Origin of the sequence: Ferrimonas futtsuensis DSM 18154, from assembly GCF_000422645.1 — a bacterium.
In the GTDB taxonomy this organism is placed as follows: domain Bacteria; phylum Pseudomonadota; class Gammaproteobacteria; order Enterobacterales; family Shewanellaceae; genus Ferrimonas; species Ferrimonas futtsuensis.
Genome location: NZ_AUGL01000008.1, coordinates 108,714 through 130,622 on the forward strand (window position 1 = coordinate 108,714; position 21,909 = coordinate 130,622).

General features: G+C 53.9%; 15 protein-coding genes. 11 read left to right on the top strand and 4 right to left on the bottom strand.

All coding sequences use genetic code 11. The features are described from left to right. Positions 1-21: 21 nt before the first annotated feature. From G505_RS0106730 to G505_RS0106755, 6 genes are all read left to right on the top strand, one after another. Positions 22-882 (top strand): HAD-IIB family hydrolase, encoded by an 861-nt coding sequence (locus G505_RS0106730; protein WP_028108881.1) that lies wholly within the window; start codon positions 22-24, stop codon positions 880-882. A gap of 105 nt (positions 883-987) precedes the next feature. Beyond that, entirely contained in the window at positions 988-2,214 is a 1,227-nt protein-coding gene (locus G505_RS0106735; RefSeq protein ID WP_028108882.1) for a glycosyltransferase family protein, read from the top strand. A gap of 1 nt (position 2,215) precedes the next feature. After that, on the top strand, positions 2,216-3,976 hold the full coding sequence (locus G505_RS0106740) for a sugar phosphorylase (protein WP_084643890.1): 1,761 nt from the start codon (positions 2,216-2,218) through the stop codon (positions 3,974-3,976). 469 nt (positions 3,977-4,445) lie between these two features. Continuing rightward, positions 4,446-5,939 carry an AAA family ATPase gene (locus tag G505_RS22705; protein WP_084643891.1) on the top strand — a complete coding sequence of 498 codons (1,494 nt, stop codon included), beginning with the start codon at positions 4,446-4,448 and terminating at the stop codon, positions 5,937-5,939. Between the two features lie 99 nt (positions 5,940-6,038). Beyond that, positions 6,039-7,058, top strand: coding sequence for a hypothetical protein (locus G505_RS0106750; RefSeq protein WP_028108884.1), 1,020 nt, complete (start codon positions 6,039-6,041; stop codon positions 7,056-7,058). A gap of 8 nt (positions 7,059-7,066) precedes the next feature. Beyond that, a complete protein-coding gene (locus G505_RS0106755; RefSeq protein WP_028108885.1) occupies positions 7,067-7,876 on the top strand; it encodes a hypothetical protein in 810 nt (269 codons plus the stop codon). 878 nt (positions 7,877-8,754) lie between these two features. Here G505_RS0106755 and G505_RS0106765 read toward each other — a convergent pair. Further along, positions 8,755-9,732 (bottom strand): transposase, encoded by a 978-nt coding sequence (locus G505_RS0106765; RefSeq protein WP_028108886.1) that lies wholly within the window; start codon positions 9,730-9,732, stop codon positions 8,755-8,757. A gap of 235 nt (positions 9,733-9,967) precedes the next feature. Between G505_RS0106765 and G505_RS20775 the strand changes: the two genes are divergently transcribed. Further along, the gene (locus tag G505_RS20775) at positions 9,968-10,480 is read left to right on the top strand and encodes a hypothetical protein (RefSeq protein WP_051215942.1); all 513 of its coding nucleotides are present in this window, start codon (positions 9,968-9,970) and stop codon (positions 10,478-10,480) included. Between the two features lie 70 nt (positions 10,481-10,550). On the opposite strand, the gene G505_RS0106775 is transcribed toward G505_RS20775, so the two are convergent. Then, positions 10,551-11,669, bottom strand: coding sequence for an NADH:flavin oxidoreductase (locus tag G505_RS0106775; protein ID WP_157509084.1), 1,119 nt, complete (start codon positions 11,667-11,669; stop codon positions 10,551-10,553). Positions 11,670-12,189: 520 nt separating this feature from the next. On the opposite strand from G505_RS0106775, the gene katG reads away from it, so the two are divergent. Continuing rightward, positions 12,190-14,466, top strand: coding sequence for a catalase/peroxidase HPI (katG, locus tag G505_RS0106780; RefSeq protein WP_028108888.1), 2,277 nt, complete (start codon positions 12,190-12,192; stop codon positions 14,464-14,466). A gap of 177 nt (positions 14,467-14,643) precedes the next feature. Here katG and G505_RS0106785 read toward each other — a convergent pair whose 3' ends face one another. Continuing rightward, the gene (locus G505_RS0106785; RefSeq protein WP_028108889.1) at positions 14,644-15,558 is read right to left on the bottom strand and encodes an alpha/beta fold hydrolase; all 915 of its coding nucleotides are present in this window, start codon (positions 15,556-15,558) and stop codon (positions 14,644-14,646) included. A gap of 410 nt (positions 15,559-15,968) precedes the next feature. On the opposite strand from G505_RS0106785, the gene G505_RS0106790 reads away from it, so the two are divergent. From G505_RS0106790 to ahpF, 3 genes are all read left to right on the top strand, one after another. Then, on the top strand, positions 15,969-16,394 hold the full coding sequence (locus tag G505_RS0106790; protein ID WP_028108890.1) for a hypothetical protein: 426 nt from the start codon (positions 15,969-15,971) through the stop codon (positions 16,392-16,394). Between the two features lie 247 nt (positions 16,395-16,641). Further along, on the top strand, positions 16,642-17,199 hold the full coding sequence (ahpC, locus tag G505_RS0106795; RefSeq protein ID WP_028108891.1) for an alkyl hydroperoxide reductase subunit C: 558 nt from the start codon (positions 16,642-16,644) through the stop codon (positions 17,197-17,199). Positions 17,200-17,311: 112 nt separating this feature from the next. Further along, complete coding sequence (gene ahpF, locus G505_RS0106800) at positions 17,312-18,904, top strand: alkyl hydroperoxide reductase subunit F (RefSeq protein WP_028108892.1); 1,593 nt, start codon at positions 17,312-17,314, stop codon at positions 18,902-18,904. Between the two features lie 60 nt (positions 18,905-18,964). Here the strand turns inward: ahpF and G505_RS22360 are convergent, their stop codons facing one another. Further along, positions 18,965-21,790, bottom strand: coding sequence for an EAL domain-containing protein (locus G505_RS22360; protein WP_051215943.1), 2,826 nt, complete (start codon positions 21,788-21,790; stop codon positions 18,965-18,967). Positions 21,791-21,909: the final 119 nt, after the last annotated feature.

Here is a 21,909-nt window from a genome sequence, read left to right on the forward strand (position 1 = left end):
GCTGAGCTAAGGAGCACACGGATGGCCCAATCACTCAAACTGCTGGTGGTTACCGATCTCGACGGAACCCTGCTGGATCACCACAACTACAGCTTTCAGGCAGCCGTGCCTGCCCTGGCGCGGCTGGAGAGCCTGGGCATCCCCGTCATCCTCAACACCAGCAAAACCGCCGCCGAGCTGGCGCCATTGCGGGCGCAACTGAACAATCACGCCCCCTATGTGGTGGAGAATGGCGCTGCGTTGTTCTGGCCCCCGGAAGTGGACCTGCATCAGGCCATGGACGAGCACCACACTGGTGCAGCGCCCGGTTATCGCCTGCAAGCTTTTGGTGCAAATCGGGCGCAAATTCTCTCCGCCCTGGCGCAAATTCGCCGGGATACCGGGCTCAAACTCGAAGGCTTCGCCGACTGGGATGTGCCCACCCTGATGGACCTCACCGGCCTGGATGGCGACAGTGCCGCACAGGCCCTGGACAGGCAGTTTTCCGAGCCCCTGTTGTGGCAGGGCAGCAATGCCGATCTGAAGACCCTCAGGCGGGCGGTAGAGGGTTATGGGCTCAAACTGCTGATGGGCGGGCGTTTCCTCCACGTAGTCGGGCACAGCGACAAGGGCTGCTGCTTGGCGCCGCTGCGACAGGCCTACGCCCACCACTGGGCCATGGAGGGGGGCGAGTTGCCCAGAGTGATCGCCCTGGGGGATGGCGACAACGACATTGCCATGCTGGAGCTGGCGGATCACCCGGTGCTGGTGCGCTCGCCGGTCAATCCGCCTCCCAGCCTCAGCGATGCCACCCGAGCGATCACCCAGGTGACCGAACGCTGCGGCCCAGAGGGCTGGAACGACACCATTAACCTGCTGCTGGACCAGTACCGGCTCCCCTGAGCCTCGGCCCTGAAAGGCGCTGGCATCACACTTGCTACGTGAGGGGGAGAGGCAATGTGTCCTGCGGACCAGAGCATGGATTGGGAAAGGCTAAGGGAGAGCACCATGGGCGATTTTTATCAGAACGGCATCATCACCACCCTGCACAATCTGACCGACCGCGACATCAATGACCTGGAGACCGAGCTGACTCAGTTCAGTAAATCCCGCCCCATGTCTCTGGTGCTGCCCTCTCTGTACAGCGAGCTGCAGGGACCGGCCCTGGATAACATCGTCCAGGAGCTGACCCAGGTGCCCTATCTGGAGGAGATCGTCATCGGACTGGATCGGGCCGACCGCGACCAGTATCAGCACGCCCTGGAGTTCTTCAACCGCCTGCCCCAGAGCCACAGGGTGTTGTGGAACGACGGCCCCAGATTGCGGGCCATCGATGAGAGGCTCAAGGCCGAAGGGCTGGCGCCTACCGAGATGGGCAAGGGGCGCAACGTCTGGTACTGCCTGGGTTATGTGCTGGCCCGGGGCAAAACCGAATCCGTGGCCCTGCACGACTGTGACATCCTCACCTATGACCGCAGCATGCTGGCCAGGCTGATCTATCCGGTGGCCAACCCCACCTTCAATTACGAGTTCTGTAAGGGATTCTACGCCCGGGTGGCCGAGGGCAAAATGAACGGCCGGGTTACCCGGTTGCTGGTGACGCCGCTGCTGCGCTCCCTCAAGAAGATTTTGGGGCACCTGGATTATCTGGAGTTTCTCGACTCTTTCCGATACCCCCTGGCCGGGGAGTTCTCCTTCCGCATCGATGTGATCAACGACATCCGCATCCCCAGCGACTGGGGGTTGGAGATTGGCGTGTTGTCGGAGATGAAGCGCAACTACGCCACCAACCGCCTGTGTCAGGTGGACATCGCCGACTGCTACGATCACAAGCATCAGGATCTGTCCAAACACGACGACAGCGGCGGCCTGTCCAAGATGTCCATCGACATCAGCAAGGCGATATTCCGCAAGCTGGCCACCAACGGGGTGGTGTTCTCCACCGAGACCTTCCGCTCTATCAAAGCCACCTATTACCGCATCGCCCTGGATTTTATCGAGACCTACCGCAACGACGCCGCCATCAACGGCCTCAAGTTCGATGTGCACAGCGAGGAGGAGTCGGTGGAGCTGTTTGCCGAGAACGTGCTCAAGGCCGGGCTACACTTCTTGGACAACCCCATGGAAAAACCCTTTATTCCCAGCTGGAGCCGGGTGCGCAGCGCCATCCCCGACATCTTCGAGCAGTTGGTGGAGGCGGTGGAGGAGGATCACCGGGAGTTTATGAGGTCCTGATATGTCGAGCGACGATTTGCTGGCCCACAGCAGCCTGGACAATTTGCATCAGCAGTTGGTGGACCATCTGCAGCTCATCTACCCGGACACCGACCAAGGCACCCTGGCGCTGCAGCTGATGCAGGCTCTGGGCGTCGAGGGCCGGGTGGATGGGGTGGAAGCCAGGGCAGAGCCCTGGGATGAGACCGACCTTATCGTCATCACCTATGGCGACAGCCTTAAGCGCGAGGGGGAGGTGCCCCTGCATACCCTCAAACGCTTCCTGGACCGCTACCTGGCTAAGCTGGCCACCGGGGTGCACATACTGCCGTTTTTCCCCTACAGCTCGGACGATGGCTTCTCGGTCATCGACTACGCCAGGGTCAACCCCAACCTGGGTGAGTGGCAGGACATTCAGGAGATTGCCGCAGACAGCCGGTTGATGGCGGATCTGGTGATCAACCACTGCTCCAGTCGCAGCCGTTGGTTCGAGCAGTTCAAGGCGGGGGAGGCACCGGGCAAGGACTACTTCATCAGCGCCGACCCCAATGGCGATTACCATCAGGTGGTGCGCCCGCGCACCAGCGATCTGCTGCGGCCGGTGACCACCGCCGAGGGTGAGCGCCATGTGTGGTGCACCTTCAGCCATGATCAGGTGGATCTCAACTTCGCCAACCCCCAGGTGCTGGTGGAGATGGTGAAGATCATCGCTCTCTACCTCAGTCAGGGAGTGACCATCTTCCGCCTGGATGCGGTGGCCTTCCTGTGGAAGGAGCTGGGCACCAACTGCCTCAACCTGCCTCAGACCCATGAGATAATCCGCCTGCTGCGCACCCTGGTGAACTTCTACGACCCCAAGATCTTGCTGATCACCGAGACCAACATCCCCAACCGGGAGAACCTGGCCTATTTCGGCAACGGCAACGAAGCCCACGCCATCTACAACTTCTCCCTGCCACCGCTGCTGCTGCACACCATGCTCACCGGCGATTGCAACGCGCTGAAGCTGTGGCAGATGAGCATGCCGCCGGCCCAGTTGGGCACCACCTACCTCAACTTCATCGCCTCCCACGACGGCATTGGCCTAAGGCCGGTGGAAGGCCTGCTGGATGACAAGCAGATTGCCGACATCGCCACCACCATGGAGTCTTTCGGGGCGCGCATCTCCTGGCGCAGCCTCGGCTATCAGGGGCTGCGCCCCTATGAGATCAACATCTCCCTGTTCGATGCCATGAAGGGCACCCTAGAGGGCAGCGATGAGTTTCAGCAGGAGCGCTTCCTGTGCATCCACGCCATCATGCTGGCCCTGGAGGGACTGCCCGCCATCTACATCCACAGCCTGCTGGCCACCAAGAACGACCACGCCAAGGTGCGCAACACTGGCAACAACCGCAGCATCAACCGTCATTGCTGGGACGTGGACGAACTGGAGCCCCTGCTGGAGGACGCAAACAGTCACCACCATCAGGTGTTTGTTCGCTTGACCCAGCTGGTGCGCATGCGCCAGCAGCAAGCGGCGTTCCACCCCAGCGCCACCCAGTTTGTTCTGCATCTGCGTGACGAACTCTTCGGCCTGTGGCGTCAGAGCAAGCTCAGAGATCAGAGCGTGTTCGCCGTGGCCAACGTCACCAACCAGCCTCAGCCTCTGCGCCTCTCCAGTCTCAACCTTATCGGCACCGACACCTGGTGGGACCTGCTCAGCGATGAGGAGTACACCGACCTGCACGGCGAGATAGAGCTGGCGCCCTATCAGGTGGTGTGGTTGACCAACAAAGCTCGATAACAGGGGCGCTTCGGCGCCTCTTTTCCTATCAGAACCACAGTTCTCTTTGCGTCCATTGCGACCTCATTTCTGATTTTTCACAGTAGATCAGTCATCTATGGCCAATCTCTCTAGCGATTGTGAGAGATTGGCCATACTTTTCTGATGCTTAGAGAGGTAGTTTGGGACATCTACAAATCGATTCAATGTGGGTTCGAGGCTGGTTACCCGGGAAGCATGGGCGGAGCCGTGTCGGTGCATTGGAAGGATGAATGTGGTTACGGTTTTGAATCAATGAGTTGTGGGTTAGCGGGTGTTTATACTCGAATGTCATTCGTTTATATAATGCGCGTAACATAAAGATAATATCTATTGACTCAGGTTTTCAAAAAGTGATTAGTTATAAATGTTGATGTTTTGCTAATCATAATGAAATAACTTTGATTTATTAGAAGAACAGAAACTAACTAGAGTTGAGATTCATTGAAGTATGAGAGTTGAATTAGAACACCTAAAAGGAATATCAAGCTTAAAGTTTGATATTCCTAACCAAGGTCTATGGCTTTTAACTGGTTTGAATGGCTCTGGAAAAACCAGCTTACTGGCAGCATTGTTCCGAATAAAGAAATCTAGGGCTTTTCAGGATTACTATAAAACAACCGCCACACAAAGTAGGTTGGATACATTTAGGCAATCTAAAGTGAGATATATTATTGATGGTGAGGAGGTTACTTATACTTATGGAGGGAAAAGGTGGCCTCCAAAACCGAAACGTAACTCATCACTTCTTAGAAGGTTTCCATTTTCCAGTACTCAGTTTATTGAAGCCAATGGAAGTAGAGTTGAACCATATGGCGATGAAATCATTCCGAGAAGAATTAATGCCGCGAACGATGTGATTCGAGATTTTATGTCATCTGTATTAGGAGATTTGAAGTGGAATGAACTTAAATATGTGAACACAAGAAGAGGAGTGGGTAATCAAGCTTATCTATTACCTTACAGAGCGGGTAGAGAGCTACATTATTACTCAGAAAAGAACTTTAGTCTAGGAGAGCTTTGCATATTGAAACTAGCAGAAAAGTTATCTATGTCACAAGATAACAGTCTAGTTCTCATAGATGAAATAGAAATGGCTTTACATCCTCAGGCACAGGTTAGATTGTTACATAAACTAGAGCGTGTTGCAAATGATAAAAGCTTGACAGTAATATTTTCCACACATTCTTCAACACTAATTAAAAATGTGGACAGAAATAAAATAATCTTGCTTTCCGATAATGGAACTCACGTGGATGTTAAAAGGCAAGTATATCCTGCTCATGTCCTTGGAGAAATTGCATTTGACGAAGAATTAAACACGGATTTTGTTTTCTTTGTTGAAGATGAGCAAGCAAAGGTTCTGCTAGAACAAATGTGCGGTAAGTTTTATGAGGTGTCTGATGTATTTAAGCCGATGTTTAAAGTTGTTCCCGTAGGTGGATATTATCAAGTTTTAAAAATGCTTGACAGATCTAGCCAGATACTCCCGGGTCATGTTCGAAGGTATGCATTCCTTGATGATGATGTTCGAACAGAGGCAATTCCAAATGCACGAAGACAAGGTACCAGAACAGTAACTGATCTTTATGATAGATTAGATGCCAAAGTTAATTTCTTACCGTGCACTCCGGAAGTCGGCTTGGTAGACTTTATTGAGTCACAAGCTAACTTAAATATGAGCTTTTGCGGGGTGGAAGTGAGAATTGGTAATTATGTGTTATCTCGGGAATATCAAGCCATTAATGGAGACAACGCAAGACAGGTAGCAAAAAATAAGTTAAATGCAATTGTAGATTATATCCAGGATCGCTCAGGAGATGAAAGGGTTTCAATTCATCGCAATTTATATAGAGGCTATATTGATAACCACTACCGCAATATAGGGAGTCTGATGGGGTTACTTGGTCCAGTTTTTAATTCAAGGAATAATCGTAATCACTAGCCCACTAAGTAAGCTTTTCTTCGATTTTAGATTGCCAGTTTCATTTGGCTATTTTTAGTCTTTTGTGCAGAAAAGATATAATTCAAAATTGAGTGTAATATGAAAAAAAACTACAATATAGAATTTTGGAACTTTGTTTGTCACTTTGGTGATTTAAAACTTTTGGACAGATATGTACAATTTGTTCATCCTGCATTTATGAATGAGCATATTAGGAATTATGGCGACTCCAGATGGCTTTTTAATGGGGTTCGTTTAATTGAGGTGACAATTAATAATGAAAGGCTTCCTTTTATATATGGTAGGATAGTAAAAGATACGATTTTAGAAAGAGAGCAGGTTCTTAAAGGTGATGAGCTAATTGATGATAATCTTCGTATTCAAAATTCACCCTCATCTATATTCATTCTCTCGTTAAAAGAACATCGTATGTTTTTCATAAAGGAGCAAAAGGACTCTCCAACAATGGAAAACTTTAAAGCAACAATTGAAAAGTTTATAAATAATGAACGTAGAACTTATATAAACGATGAATATGAATATCAAAAGAAGCTCAGGCAAGAGAGAGGTGGAAACTATAAAGTTACGAAAAAATGTGACTTAGAAGCTTCGTTTCCAAAACCTGACATAGAGGTAATCCCTTTATCTTCTGATGCAGATATTGATGAATTTATCAGAGGTATGAAGTCTATAGACAAGTTATCTTTGAAGCTAGTGATGCCGAATAGTGAGTATGATTGTAATGAGTTCTTTAAGTCTTGGAGAGAAAAGAATAAAAAGCTTGGCCAATCTAAGTCCAAAGTGGAATTTTCAAAGAGTAAGAAAACACTACCTCATGAAGAAGTTGCAGATCTTTCGAAAGAAGCAGTGAAAGATGGAAATATCTTAATCAAAATGACTGGTAAAGATATTAATGATGATAAATTGATTGGTACACATGAAGAGTTTAAACTAACTAGAACTATAGGTGATATAAATGATTCACCACGAATATTGGTCAAAGAAACGTACGAGTCATTTTTGGAGCTTATTAGGGACGGAGTTGTTAGAGCCCCTAGGATTTCAGATGGAAGTAGCATCAAGGAGAAGCTTGAATTCATCATTAATATGATTAAGTAGGTGCACTAATGACAGATTCAAATAGCGATTTATCTGAGTTGACTAGTGAGAGTAACTTTTGGAAACTTTACATTATTATACGAAGAATAAAGAGCGGTACTGATACTAAAGTTATATCCCTCCTTTCTTTCATTTTGATTTTTTTGTTAAACGTCAATACGGAAGGGGATGTTGTATATCTCTCAGATGAGATCCAAAAGGTTTCGGGGAATATAATTGGTTGGTCGGTTTCGATTGTGGGTTTTATTCTTGCTGGATATTCAATATATTCGACCTTGTCAGATAAGGAATTTCAGTTATCAATGTCTAAATTCCATGATAAGAAAAATGGAGTTAGTCATTTAAAAAGTAGTCATTGCGTATTTATTAAAGTTGTTGTTGATATAATATCTCTAACACTTATAACGTACCTTTACTCTCTATTCATGAAAACAGATATTCCAATGCAAGCTTCAAATGTTTTTGTTTTTGGAGTGTCGGTCTACAAAGTTTATTTGTATTTTACACTATCACTTCTGCAGTCATTTTTTGTTCTTATTTTATTGATGTGTAAGTCATTCATATACAATGTGTATCATAGCATTATGACATCTATACGCTGGTATGGAGAGAATAAACCTGAAGAAGAGCCTGCAATAGTAGTTGAGAGAGTGGCTTTGACTTTTCAAGAGGAAATAATAGTTGAGTTGATGACAAATGGCAGATCGGAATGGATTCGCTTAGAGGATATAGATGATAGCGAGTGTACTATTTATATGACGAAAGAGGTTTTGAATCAAATAAAATATATGAAGAGTAGTAAGGCACAAAGACAGTAAAGAAGATTAAATTACATTACAGATACAAAGACACCCATGCTGAGAGGCAAGATACAGGTGATACAATGGTTACATGGACACCCATGCTAAGAGGGGACCTGCTATCTATAGCCCAAATTGCTCCTGCCCTAATGAGCAAGGAGCATTTTTGCTACAGGGCCTTTGGCCATTGTTTGAGTCGCGGCGTGAGTGCTCAGTCTACATTCCGGGAGGAATCAGTACGGCGATGATGCTGGATGTCCAGATGCCGTGATAGGTAGTGGTTTCTTGATGTAGGTCAGGGGCCTTGGGGCCTTACATGGACACCCATGCTAAGAAGGGGCCTGCTATCTGAAGCCCAAAATGCTCCTGCTCCAATGAGCAAGGAGCATTTTTGCTTCAGGGTGTTTGGCCTTTGTTTGAGTAGCGGCGTGGGCGCTCAGCCTACATTCCGGGAGGAATCAGTACGGCGATGATGCTGGATGTCCAGATGCCGTGATAGGTAGTGGTTTCTTGATGTAGGTCAGGGTAAGGCGCCGAGCTCAGCCTAAACCAATTGAAGAGTCTCAACATCAGTGGGTTACAACCACTGACGTAGTTCGATGATCAATCCGTCTGGATCTCTGATCTCCCCCCGCAGAGAGCCGCCGACATTGACCGGTTCTACGGTTATGGCAATCCCTTTGCTAAGGGTAATTACAAAGACACCCATGTTAATGGAGCGTTCATTTTGCTTCGATTGGGCTAGCTGAATCTAGTGGTTAACAGATGAGGTTTACTGCACTTCCGATAGTGAAGGGGTCTGGAGTTGTGGCTTTGGGCTGTACTTTTTGGGCAATGGGCGCGTTTAGGCCGTCGAGCGCTGCGTGGTCGACATGAAGGCGGGGTTTTGCTGACGATTAGGCGAGTAATCGTTTGGCGTTGGTTGAGCTTCGTATTCGCTTCAACCCGTCGGCTTGGCGGCATTGGCGTATGCTGTTCTCTCGGCCTGCCAAGTGATGGAATTGGTACTCGAAGCCTTGGGTAAGCTCCATCCAGTTGTCGAGTTCTATCTCCAGCCTGGTGAGCAGGTCGGCGGTGCCCTTGGTGATATGTCCTGCCTTGTCTTCTCGTATGACTCTGCCGGTAAACTCCACCAGCTCCAGGTAGTCATTGAGGTGGCAGGGTAGGGTACAGTTCTCGATATCCTCTGCATCAAACGCTTTTAGCCTTGCCGGCTGCTTTCCAGCTAACGCGGCATTAATGCGTAGTTGGATTGAGGTATGGTCTGATTGCTCGGGTGTGCTGGCCATCTTGGCTCTGATGGGATTGAGGTCGACATAGGCCATACAAGAGAGTAGGGCCTGTTCATCCAGCAGCGCCTGAGACTTGAATCTGCCCTCCCAAAAGCGACCGCTGCAGTTATCTTCCCTGTTGGCTTTACGGGCGATGAATTCGTTGAGGGTCCGCATAAACCAGCTAATGTCGGTTAATCGCTGACGGTACTGAGTCACCAATTGCTCCACTCGGTGCAGCTCCCAACTCTCCATCTCATCACGCTCTTCCTCTATCAGGAAGCGGCGGGTCATGACATTGCCCGTAAACAGCATATGCCAATGCTCAACGACTTCTAAATCGCTCCAGACATTGGCCTTGTCCACATTGACGTAAAGCACCGCGTGGGTGTGGTTGCTCATGACGGCAAAGGCGATGACTTCAATGGCAAACACTTGTGTCAGTGACAGCAACCGTTCTTGTACCCATTCCCTGCGGTGTTCATAACACTTGCCGGTGTAAGGATCTTGGCCACATAGGAAGGCGCGTCGAACGCATCGGCTGACGCAGTGATAGTAGCGGGTATCGTCCAAGCTGATTTGTTGCTTCCTGGCTTTAGGCATCGTTCTCGCTCCTTGAGAATGAAAACTAAGGATAGGCGTAGAAGAGATTTGTTGCTGTTAGTGTGGGTGTCCACGTATGGGGAGCTCCTTGAGAGTGAAGACTTTGGGTAGAACTGACGACGATCCGTTGTTGTTAACCTGGGTATCCACATAAGGGCTGTGTGTGGCTGTGCTATATTAAATATTTGGTTTATTGACAGTTTTCAGCTGTGGTTAGCAAACGAGAGGGTAATGGATGAAGAGCTTTTGTGGAAAATTTCTAACTCTGATTCACTTCTTGGCCGCGATGACCTTGATGCTGATTGCGCTGATAACCATTCTCTGGTCAGCGTACGAGATTGTCGAGGGCATCTTCTTTAGTGACAGGACGGCGTTTATTCCCGTTGTGTTGCATTCGGTTGGGGCTATCATCATTGCGGCTGCCATTATTGATGTTGCGCAGTATATGGTCGAAGAGGAGGTCTTCCAGGAAAAGGAGCTTCGCAATCCTGAAGAAGCCCGGAAGACGATTACTAAGATCATGGTGATTATTGCAATCGCGGTTAGCATCGAAGGACTGGTATATATATTTAAGGCGGGCACTGAAGATCTGCGGTTATTGATCTATCCGGCAGTGCTGATTCTTGTTTCCTCGATATCGATTGTGGCTCTTGGCATTTATCAGAAACTGAGTGTCAGTGTCGAAACGAAAACGGACTCTCATCTGGTTTTAGGGGACGATGAACCTCAAGATTCCAAGATGTCTTAAGCTGTCTCCCCATAATTGGGGAGATAGCTTGAGCGAGTGCGCAGGAAACCACTAGTTACGCCGAACTGGCTTACTGCTCTCTACGCTTATTGTGCACCACGCAGAAGTTACCTCTGCGGGTGCGGCACTTGGAGCATCGTTCACAGATGGCTGGGCTGCGGTCACCCTCTTTCCAGCGCCTAACCAGCTGCGGCTCGGCCAGAAGAGGCCGCGCGATGGCGAAGTACTCAATCTTGGTGGTGCTGGCGATCTCTTCCAGAGTCTCGATGTCAGACAGGCCGCCGACGGTGATGACAGGTACGTTGATCTCTTCACTGACTACCTTGCCAAAATCCAGGAAGTAGCCCTCTTCCTGAATCTTATGCTCGTCAAACTCCTCTCCCACCAGGGTGTCTGCTTTGCCGTGAATGTTGCCGGAGATCTCAATGGCGTCGACGCCTACGGCTTCCAGGTTTTTGCAGATGACTCTTGTCTCGTCGAAGGTGAGTCCACCTTCAAAGAACTCTGATGCGGTCAGCTTCACCATGATTGGAAAGTCGGCACCGACCATCTGGCGCATCCTGGCGTAGATCTCCAGCAGGAACCGCATGCGGTTCTTCAGGCTGCCACCGTACTCATCTTCGCGGCGGTTGTAGTAGGGGCTTAGGAACTGATTGATCAGATAGGTGTGGGCGCCGTGGATCTCAACACCGTCAAAGCCGGCTTCCTTGGCTCGCCAAGCGGCCTTGGCGAAGGCATCGATGATGTAGTCGATCTCCTCCTTGGTCATCGCCTTGCCTTGTGTCTTGGTGCCTCTTTCCGGCACATCACTGGGGGCGAAGATGACTCGCTCGCCCACATTGTGGGTGGTCTTGGTGCCGCCATAGGCAAGCTGCATTACTATCTTGGCGTCACTTTCATGGACCAGGTCGGTCAGCCTGAGGTACTCGTTGATGAAGGAGTCATCGTAGATCCCCATCATGCCCGGGTTGGGCTGTTCCTCCTCGACGATGTTGGCGTAACCGGTGATGATCAGCCCCACTTCGCCCTTGGCCAGTTCATCGTAGATGGCGTAGAGCTTATCGGTCATATGGCCATCTTCGGTGGTCATATTTTCCCAGGTCGCGCTTCTGACAAAACGGTTCTTCAGCCTCATGCTTCCGAGATGGGACTGTTCAAATAAGCTCTTCACTTCTGGCCTCAACAACATGCAAAAAATTGGCCGAATTCTTACATGAAAACCCGATGGCCTGCTAAAGCCGGGCTCTCATAAAAATCATGAATTTTATACATTTAGTAGATGCATGGCGGTCATGATTGAGGCGCAGCCGTACCGTCTTCAGGCATGTGGCTGATTTGAAGGAGCTTATTGAGTCGCCCATCTGTGCCGCAAACCAGAACGTCAGCAGTTCAGCCCAGCTGCGGTTGGTTCGTGTTGGAGGGGAAGAGCAACGACGCGGTAATTTCTTCGGTCATTGAGGCTCTTAGTCAGCTCGAATCCTGCCCATGTTGCTTAACCTTTCAATCAGTTGCTATGTCAGCCATCAAGGCCATAGCATTTATCGATTACAACAATCTACCCTGTCTGTTTCTACGAATGAAAGCTGACTTCTACCTTTAATGAAATTACAACGCAGCTTCGTAGTGGATCGTTGAATTACGTGAGCCCAAGGCGCCTGCATTGCTGATTGCAGGGAGCTGCCGCCAATCACTCAAGATAGGTAGAGGTCATGAAAATCAATGCTCGAGTATCAAGTCGCTGGGCTGTCAGTGCGCTGATGTTGGCGCTGTGCAGTGCCGGAGCCATTGCCGCCACACCTGTTTCCTCTGAAGATCCCAAGGACAACGCCTCCGTCGGACAAGCGAAGCCGAACCATTATTGGTGGCCGCAGCAATTGGACCTGTCGCCATTGCGAGACCATGATGCCCACTCCAGTCCTTATGGTGCCGACTTTGATTATGCCAAGGCGTTCAGCCAATTGGATATGGCACAACTCAAGGCTGATATGAACGAGTTGCTCACCAACTCCCAGGACTGGTGGCCTGCCGATTTCGGTAATTACGGGCCACTGTTCATTCGCCTTGCCTGGCACAGCGCCGGCACCTATCGCACCCTGGATGGTCGCGGCGGCGGCGATGGTGGTCAAATGCGATTTGACCCGCTCAACAGTTGGCCTGACAACGGTAACCTGGACAAAGCCAAACGCCTGCTTTGGCCATTGAAACAGAAGTATGGTGAGAAGATCTCCTGGGGCGACCTGATGATTTTGGCTGGTACCGTTGGCCTGGAAAACATGGGGTTCAAGACCTTTGGTTTTGCCGGTGGCCGCAGCGATGACTGGGAACCCGATCTGGTTTATTGGGGACCGGAGCTTGAGATGCTGGCCAGCGACCGGGAAGACAGCAGCGGAAAGCTGCAGCGGCCGCTGGGTGCTACTCATATGGGACTCATCTATGTGAATCCGGAGGGGCCCAAAGGCAAGCCGGATCCCGCCGGATCTGCTAAGAACATTCGCGTCGCATTTGGCCGCATGGCCATGAACGACGAGGAAACGGTCGCTTTGATTGCCGGTGGGCACACTTTCGGCAAGATGCACGGTGCCCATAAGCCAGCGGATTGTGTCGGTGCCGAGCCGGGCGCTGCAGGAACCGATGAGCAGGGTTTGGGCTGGAAGAACCGCTGCGGTAAGGGCCACTCGGAAGACACGGTCACCAGCGGCCTGGAAGGGGCTTGGACTCAGGCGCCGACTCAGTGGACCACTCTTTACCTGGAAAACCTGCTTAACCTCGAATGGGAGCAGAGCCGCAGCCCGGCAGGGGGCATCATCTGGGTACCGACGGACAAGTCGGTGCATGACAGCGTTCCTGATGCTCACATCGAGGGCAAGAAGAATCCCCCGGTGATGACCACCGCCGATCTGGCATTGAAGTTTGACCCGGCGTACCGCAAAGTGGCCGAGCGCTTCCTGGCGGATCCTGAGGCATATCGCCTGGCCTTTGCCAAGGCGTGGTACAAGCTGACTCACCGTGACATGGGGCCGGCGGCTCGCTATCTGGGCAGTGAAGTGCCCAGTGAAACCCTGATTTGGCAGGATCCCGTGCCGCCAGTGGAGCACCCACTGGTGACCGAGGCGCAGGTGCGTCAACTGAAACAGCAGGTTCTTGATTCTTCGCTGACCACGGGTCAGCTGGTCAGAACCGCCTGGGCGTCTGCATCGAGCTTCCGTGCTTCTGACATGCGTGGCGGGGCCAATGGCGCCCGCGTGGCGCTGGCTCCGCAAAACCAGTGGGCGGTGAACAACCCTGATGAGCTGAAAACGGTGTTGGCTGAGCTGGGCAAGATCCAGAAGCGGTTTGCGGAAGGTGGCGGAGCCATCTCCATGGCCGACCTGATTGTGCTCGCCGGTGCCGCCGCAGTGGAAGAGGCGGCCAGGCAGGCCGGCGTAACCGCGGCAGTACCTTTTGTTCCCGGTCGTACCGATGCCAGCCAGGAACAGACCGATGTGACCTCCTTCGCCCTGCTGGAGCCCACAGCCGATGCCTTCCGCAACTACTTTGATGCGTCGCGCAGCTATCGCCCACCGGCAGAGATGCTGGTGGACAGGGCTGAACAGCTTAATCTGACGGTGCCCGAGATGACCGTATTGCTGGGCGGATTGCGGGTACTGGGTGCCAACAGCGATAACAGCCCCCACGGCGTTTTCACCGATAAGGAGGGGCAGCTTAGCAACGATTACTTTGTGAACCTGATGGACATGTCCATTCGTTGGGAGAAAGCAGAGCAGGAGGAGCTTTACTACGGCTTCGACCGGGACAGTAACCAGCAGAAGTTCTCCGCAACCACGGTGGATTTGATCTTTGGATCCAACTCAGAGTTACGCGCCGTGGCAGAGGTGTACGCCTACGATAATGCTCAGCAGAAGTTCGTTGATGACTTTATTAAAGCCTGGAGTAAGGTGATGCAGCTGGATCGTTTCGATTTGGGCCATCAACTGAGCCAGCGCTGAAACTCGGTGCGGGTTTGGGTGTTTAACCGAGCATTCAACTTTTCCCAGCCGTGAGGGGCTGGTATCACAAGCGATTGACAGAAGCGTATGAAAGGCCCGCTTGGCAACTGCCAAGCGGGCCTTCTTATCTGCTCAGCTTCCGGGCGTCTTTGCTTGAGGCGGGTGACCTCTGACGCCTCAATGCTGCTGCAACCAGTCGTGTACCTTCTCGTTGGCCAGGTCGGCGGAGGAGTGCATGAACCAGTGGCCGCCGGGAACCGATTCCACCTGGCCCTTGTTCAGGGCCTCTACCTTCTCGGCCCAGCTATTGGCGTGGAACCACACCTTCTTATCCTTGCCGTAGAGGAACAGGAAGGGGGTGCCATAGTCTTCCACCTCCAGAGAGGGCGGAAGCTGCTTGGCGAGGATCGACTTCCACAGATGCCAGTAGGGGTAGGTCAGGCGAGGATCGGAGCGCAGGTCGTCGATGGTCTTATGCGGGTCCACATCTTCGATGTGCAGAATCTCCTCGGCGGTGTAGCGGGTGAGGCTCTCCCCCCAGGACTCGGGCAGGGCCCAGGCCACGGCCAGGGCAAAGGTGTACTTGACGTTGATGGCGGGGCGCTTCTCGTCGCCGAAGCTGCCGATGTCGTACAGCACCACCCGGTCTACCAGGTCGTTCTTCTCCAGGTACTTAAAGGCAAACACCGCGCCCCAGTCGTGGGCCAGCACCGTCACCTTGTCTTTGCCCAGTGATTCAATGAAGCTGTCGATGATCGCCCGGGTCTGCTGAATGTTGAATTCGGGGCGCTGGCCATTGTCGTCCAGTTCGAAGCCCGGCAGGGTGAAGCGCACGCAAGTGTAGTGGTCCTTGAGGTAGTCCACCTGCTTGTCCCACATCTCCAGGCTGTCGGGGTAGCCGTGGATCAGCACCAGGGTCTGCGGTCCATTGCCCTCAATCTGGACTTCCAGGTTGTTGACGATCTCCGGTAACTTGGCCTGGAACGCCTCGTCGGGCATGGGACCGTTGGTGGAGAACGAATAGAGCATGTACAGAACGGGAGAGAGTAATACCAGTACTGCTATCACAGCGGTCACGAAGACTTTCTTCATATTGCTTCCTTTCCTGCGTTTTCTTTGTGAGTTGAACGTACTCCTCTTCGACATAGAGGAATCTCTGTGTTGTCCGACTTTCGGTACTCCCCGCAGCCGCCTGACAGTCGCGAGTGCCAACCCTTAGGGCAGCGGCCGTGTCATCCTCATGGCAATATCTGAATTAGAGTAATTGCTCTAGTTTAGTATGGCCGGGAATGTAACTAATGATCAACACTTTTTGCTAAAGAGCGATCGCCCGCTCGCGCCCAGGCGGCCGGAGTCGAATTAGAGTTGTTACAAAAGGGGTCACTTTTCCGCGGTGTTTATACCGACTGTTCTGATACTCTTGTGGTTTAGCCTAATCTTCTGAGTAAACAAGAGATCTGCCTTGAGATTGCCAGAGGAAGCATTGCCAAAAGGAGCTGAATGTGACCCACAGTAAGGAAGCGAAGGCCCTGGTGGCCAGTATGGCGATCACCGTGTTCTACGCCATCTACCGGTTGTTCAATACCCTGATGTTTTCCGATTGGACCAATGGCGCCGAACTGACCGGTTTTGTTGCCATCTGCCTGTTGTCCCTGGCCGGGGCCTATGGCGGCTATCAGATGTTGTCGCGCCGACGCTTTCCCTTCGTGCTGGTGAGCCTGTTCTGGGCGGCGCAGTCCTTCTATCTGCACGGCACTTTCGGGGCGTGGGACCTGGGCGAGACCCCCATGCTGGGTTTGGCAGCCAGTCCCGAGGCCACCTCCATCACCGTCAGGTTGCTTCCCCTGGCGATGTACATTGTGGTGACTGTATTGTGGCTGACCCAGAGGCATCTGACCGTCTCATCCACCGCCGAGCACTCCTCCTAGACTGTCCATCGGCTGAGTGCTTCTGGCGCTGCAGAAGTGCTCAGCTAGGCCTGGCGGGTCAGCCTAAATCTCCCCCCTTGCTCCTCCTCGCTTTTCCCTTCTCTATCCTTTCTCACCCTCTTAATCGATAAATGAGTTTGTATTGATAGTTTGCAACCGCTTTTGTTGGTGACCGGTCTGGGGCACTATAGCTCCATCGACGCAGCGGGCGTCACCATTTAAACCTTGCGAATAAGAGAGATACGACATGATCAACACTCAGATTAAGCCTTTCAAAGCCACCGCCTTCAAACAGGGCGAGTTTGTCGAGATCACCGAGCAGGATGTGAAGGGCAAGTGGGCGGTGTTCTTCTTCTACCCTGCGGATTTCACCTTCGTCTGCCCCACCGAGCTGGGTGATCTGGCGGACCACTACCAAGAGCTGCAGCGCCGTGGCGTCGAGGTGTTCTCCGTGTCCACCGACACCCACTTCACCCACAAGGCCTGGCACGACAGCTCCGACACCATCGGCAAGATCAACTACTTCATGGTGGGCGACCAGACCGGCACCATCACCAACAACTTTAACGTGATGCGTGAAGGCCAGGGCCTGGCAGACCGCGCCACCTTCCTGATTGACCCTGAGGGCGTCATCCAGGCGATGGAGATCACCGCCGAAGGCATCGGCCGCGACGCGGAAGACCTGATGCGCAAGGTGAAAGCGGCCCAGTATGTGGCCAACAACCCAGGTGAAGTGTGCCCGGCCAAGTGGAAAGAGGGTGAACAGACTCTGGCCCCTTCCCTGGACCTGGTCGGCAAGATCTAATCTCTGCCGGGGTCTCTCCCCAGTGCCTCCCGCCGCCCTGGTGCGGCGGGGTGGTCACCGGCCACCACTTCACTCCCATCATCGACCACCACTGAAATTCTGAGGTTCCACCATGTTAGACCACGCGATGAAGCAGCAATTACACTCTTACTTGTCCAACCTGAAGTCCGATGTGCAGCTGCGCCTGAGCCTGGATGACAGCGACACCGGCAGCAAGCTGGCGGCGCTGGCGGCGGACATCGCCTCCCTCAGTGACCGCATCAGCGTGGTGCGGGATGACCGCCACAGCGAGCGCAAGCCATTGATGCTGGTGGAGAACCTGGAGAAGGGCACCGCCATCGGCTTTGCCGGTCTGCCCATGGGCCATGAGTTTACCTCCCTGGTGTTGGCGCTGCTGCACAGCGGTGGTCATCCCATCAAGCTGGAGCCGCAGACCATAGAACAGATTGCGGCCCTGGATGCCCCGCTCAAGGTGGAGATCTTTATCTCCCTCTCCTGCCAGAACTGCCCCGAGGTGGTGCAGGCGTTCAACATGATGGCGGCCATTAACCCGCTGGTGTCGGTCACCATGATCGACGGCGCCGCCTTCCAGGACGAGGTGAAGTCCCGCGACATCCTGGCGGTACCCAGTGTGTTCGTGAACGGCGAGCTCTTCGGGCAGGGGCGTATGTCCCTGACGGAGATCCTCGGCAAGGTGGACAGCGGCGCTGCCGAGAAGCAGGCGGCCAGGCTCAACCAGCAGCCGCCCTTCGATGTGCTGGTGGTGGGCGGCGGACCTGCAGGCTCTTCCGCCGCCATCTACGCGGCCCGTAAGGGCATTCGGACCGGGGTGGTGGCCGAGCGCTTCGGCGGTCAGGTGCAGGACACCATGGCCATCGAGAACTTCATCTCGGTCAAGGCCACCACAGGCCCGAAACTGGTGGCCAGTCTGGAGGAGCACGTCAAGGAGTACGGGGTGGAGATCATCACCGAGCAGCGTGCGGCCAATCTTGTCGGCGCCGAGGAGAGCGGTGACGGCTACATCCATGTGGAGCTGGAGAGCGGCGCGGTGCTCAGGGCCCGCAGCGTCATCACCAGCACAGGAGCCCGCTGGCGTGAGATGAAGGTGCCCGGTGAGCAGGAGTACCGCAATAAGGGAGTGGCCTACTGCCCCCACTGCGACGGTCCGCTGTTCAAGGGCAAGCGGACTGCGGTGATCGGCGGAGGTAACTCCGGCATCGAAGCGGCCATCGATTTGGCCGGCATCGTCGACCATGTCACTGTGCTGGAGTTTGCCGATACCCTGAGAGCCGACCAGGTGCTGATCGATAAGGCCAATGCCACCGCCAACATCGACATCATCACCCTGGCCCAGACCACTCGGGTACTGGGCGACGGCACTCGGGTCACCGGTCTGGAGTACCAGGACCGCAGCAGCGGAGAGCTGCACCGGCTGGCGCTGGCGGGGATCTTCGTTCAGATTGGCCTGGTGCCCAACAGCGAATGGTTGAAGGACAGCAAGGTGGTCCTGTCCCAGCGCGGTGAGGTTGAGGTGGATGCCCACGGTGCCACCAGCCTGGCGGGGGTGTTTGCCGCCGGTGACGTGACCACCGTGCCCTACAAGCAGATCATCATCGCCATGGGCGAGGGGGCCAAGGCCAGCCTGGGGGCGTTCGATTACCTGATTCGCACTCCGGTCCCCGCCAAGCAGACTCAGGCCGCCTGACCGCCACCATAGCCAAGTTTCAATGCCAGTCAGTGCCGCTGACTGGCATTTTTTATGGGCTTACCTCACCATGCTGCTCAACTGGCTCAGCAGTATCTCCTTGGTGTTGGTCAGGCTTTGCAGGGCGGCGTCGAGTCGGGCGCTCTGGCCCTTGTGTCTGGCGTCATTCACCTGGTTGGCGTAGCGCTGCAGCTCCGCATAGTGGTGTTCCAGAGACTGGTAGTCGGCGTGACCGGCGTACAGCTGCTTGGCCTCACCGAGCAGCCACTGGCCGAAGCGGCAGTCATGGCCTCCCAGAGCGGGCGGATGGGGGCGCCTATCCTCAAGGAACCACTGCAGCTCGTTGTACCAGGAGCGGATCTCCACCATGGAGATGACGATGGAGAGCCGGGTTGGATCCAGTGAGCGGGTGCTCAACCAGCTGGCGGGGGGCGTCCAGTTGGCCAGCCAGTCGGGGATCTCGCCACCGGACATGGGTTGGGCGATGAAAAAGCCCTGTGCGTGTTCGCAGCCCAGCCAAAGCAGCAGCTTGCCATGCTCTTCCGAGGTGATGCCCTCGGCAATCACCTGCTGGCGGAAGGCCAGGGACATCGCCAGTATGCTCTGGACGATGGCCAGATCCACCGGATCCTGCATGATGTCGCGAATGAAGCTGCGGTCCACCTTGAGCTGGGTGGCGGGCAGCTGCTTGAGGTAGGAGAGGGTGGAGTAGCCGGTGCCAAAATCGTCCAGGGCGAAGCGAATCCCCATCTGCTGGCAGGACTGCATCACCTTGGAGACCTCATCAATCTTACGAATGGCGTTGGTCTCGAGAATCTCGAATTCGATGGAGTCTGTGGTGACCGACTGATGACGGGCCTTGATGGACTCGATCAGTTTGATGAAGTCCGGCGATTGCAGCTGCCGGGCACCGATGTTGATGCTGATTGGGGTGGAGAACCCCTGACTCTGCCAGATCTCCAGTTGCTTCATCGCCTCATTGATCACCCATTCGCCAATCTGGGCATAGACCGAGTGTTCGTGCACCAGGGGCAGGAAGTGATTGGGTTCCAGCAGGCCCCGCTCCGGATGTTGCCAGCGCAGCAGCGCCTCGACCCCAATCAAGGTTCCCCGGGCCATGTTGACCTTGGGTTGGTAATGGAGAATGAACTCGTCACGTTGCAGGGCCTGGGCGATGCGCTGCACCGCCTTGTGGTGTTTGCCCAGGTTATCGGCGTGTTCGTGGTCGTAGAAGCTGTAGCGGTTTTTTCCGGCCAGCTTACTGAGGTACATCGCCTGGTCGGACTGGCGCAGCAGCTGTTCCACCGTAGTTTCCGACCGCTGGGGATAGAGGGTGACCCCGATGCTGGTGGACACGCTCAAGGAGTGAGAGTTCACCCGGATCGGGGTGGCGGCGGCGATCAGCAGGCGGTCGAGCAAGGCTTTCCCTTCATCCAGAGGAGGGAAGTCATTGAGGATCGCCACGAACTCATCACCGCCGAGACGGGCTATGGTGTCCTCCCCGCGGATGGCGGTCAGCAGGTTCGAGGCAACCTGCACCAGGACCTTGTCACCCACATCGTGGCCGTGCTCATCGTTGATCTGCTTGAAGCCGTCCAGGTCCATAAACACCACGGCAAACTGGGTGGAGTGTCGCTGGGCGTAGGCCAGGGCCTGTTGCAGTCGGTCCAGCAGCAGCGCCCGGTTGGGCAGGTTGGTGAGGTTGTCGTAATGGGCGATGCGCTCCAGTTCGAGTTGCTGCTCCTTGAATTTGGTGATGTTGCGGCACACCCCTATCCAGCGATGGGGCCGACCAGTGCCGTCGATGATGGGCAGGGCGCGGTCACTCCAGTACTGATAGCTGCCATCTTTGGCGCGGATGCGGTACTCGTAGTTGAGCTCCTGGGTGGAGACCCGGTGCAGCTCCACCGCATCACTCAGTGCCTGACGGTCCTCTTCGTGAATCAGGTTGAGCCAGGCCTCGATGTTCTCTGAGATCTCGCCCGGCTTGAAGCCAAGGAAGCCATCGATGTTGCCGAACCATTGCAATTTGTCGGTGGCCACATCCCATTCGTAGATGAGGTCATAGGCCACCTGTCCGGCCACCTGCAGCCGGGCTTCGCTGTCCTTCAGTGCCTGTTGATGATGCTTGCGCTCGGTGATGTCCATGGTCAGGCCGCGCATCAGAATGGCCCGGCCCCGTTCGTCCCGTTCGGCGTCGCCTATGGTGTGCATCCAGCGTACGCTGCCGTCGGCCAGCAACAGCCGATACTCCAGGTTGTGCTCCTTGCCATCCTCGATGCAGGCCCTGACATCTTCACGCCAGGCCGGCAGATCCTCCGGGTGGATGGAGGCGGCGACAGTCTCCAGTTTGCCGTCGAAACTGCCCCGCGGCATGCCCCAGATCTGCTCCATCTTCTCGGACCAGAACACCTCGTCGGTGATAAGGTCAAACTCCCAGGAGCCTGTGTTGGTGACCTTGAGGGTCTGGCGGTAGTGAGCCTCTTTCCTCTGCAGGTCATCTCGTATGCGGTGAAGTTCGGTGGTGTCCTGAATCACCACCGCAAAGTACTTGGGGGTGCCATTGGGGCCGCGTACCAGCGAGGCAGTCAGGGAGACCCAGACGACATTGCCGGATTTCTGGATGTAGCGCTTGTCCATGGTGTAGGACTGGGTGTCGCCGGCGAGCGCCTGCTGCTGGAGCTGCAGGTTGATCTCGAGATCGTCCGGATGGGTGACATCACTGAAGCTGAGGCGCAGCAGCTCCTCTTCGGAGTAGCCGAGGATCTGGCACATCTTCTCGTTGACCTCAAGCCACATGCCATCGGGTGCGATGCGAGCGATGCCCACCGCCGCCTGATGGAAGATGGCCTGATAGCGTTGGTCTGAGTCCGTTGTTCTGGTCATGTCTCAGGTTTGGCCAGGGTTGATTGTTGTGCCCGGATTGGGATGGCTGTATGTGATGGTCAGGCTATCTGGAGCAACTTGGAAATAACTATAGTTTTGACTGGCGCGGTTTGCCGTTT

Excerpts from the sequence above, each read along its gene's own strand:
- G505_RS0106755 (WP_028108885.1), top strand. The coding sequence starts at position 7,067 with ATGACAGATTCAAATAGCGATTTATCTGAGTTGACTAGTGAGAGTAAC.
- G505_RS22360 (WP_051215943.1), bottom strand. The coding sequence starts at position 21,790 with ATGACCAGAACAACGGACTCAGACCAACGCTATCAGGCCATCTTCCAT.
- G505_RS0106765 (WP_028108886.1), bottom strand. The coding sequence starts at position 9,732 with ATGCCTAAAGCCAGGAAGCAACAAATCAGCTTGGACGATACCCGCTAC.
- ahpC (WP_028108891.1), top strand. The coding sequence starts at position 16,642 with ATGATCAACACTCAGATTAAGCCTTTCAAAGCCACCGCCTTCAAACAG.
- ahpF (WP_028108892.1), top strand. The coding sequence starts at position 17,312 with ATGTTAGACCACGCGATGAAGCAGCAATTACACTCTTACTTGTCCAAC.
- katG (WP_028108888.1), top strand. The coding sequence starts at position 12,190 with ATGAAAATCAATGCTCGAGTATCAAGTCGCTGGGCTGTCAGTGCGCTG.
- G505_RS22705 (WP_084643891.1), top strand. The coding sequence starts at position 4,446 with ATGAGAGTTGAATTAGAACACCTAAAAGGAATATCAAGCTTAAAGTTT.
- G505_RS0106730 (WP_028108881.1), top strand. The coding sequence starts at position 22 with ATGGCCCAATCACTCAAACTGCTGGTGGTTACCGATCTCGACGGAACC.
- G505_RS0106775 (WP_157509084.1), bottom strand. The coding sequence starts at position 11,669 with ATGTTGTTGAGGCCAGAAGTGAAGAGCTTATTTGAACAGTCCCATCTC.
- G505_RS0106740 (WP_084643890.1), top strand. The coding sequence starts at position 2,216 with ATGTCGAGCGACGATTTGCTGGCCCACAGCAGCCTGGACAATTTGCAT.
- G505_RS0106735 (WP_028108882.1), top strand. The coding sequence starts at position 988 with ATGGGCGATTTTTATCAGAACGGCATCATCACCACCCTGCACAATCTG.
- G505_RS0106750 (WP_028108884.1), top strand. The coding sequence starts at position 6,039 with ATGAAAAAAAACTACAATATAGAATTTTGGAACTTTGTTTGTCACTTT.
- G505_RS0106785 (WP_028108889.1), bottom strand. The coding sequence starts at position 15,558 with ATGAAGAAAGTCTTCGTGACCGCTGTGATAGCAGTACTGGTATTACTC.
- G505_RS20775 (WP_051215942.1), top strand. The coding sequence starts at position 9,968 with ATGAAGAGCTTTTGTGGAAAATTTCTAACTCTGATTCACTTCTTGGCC.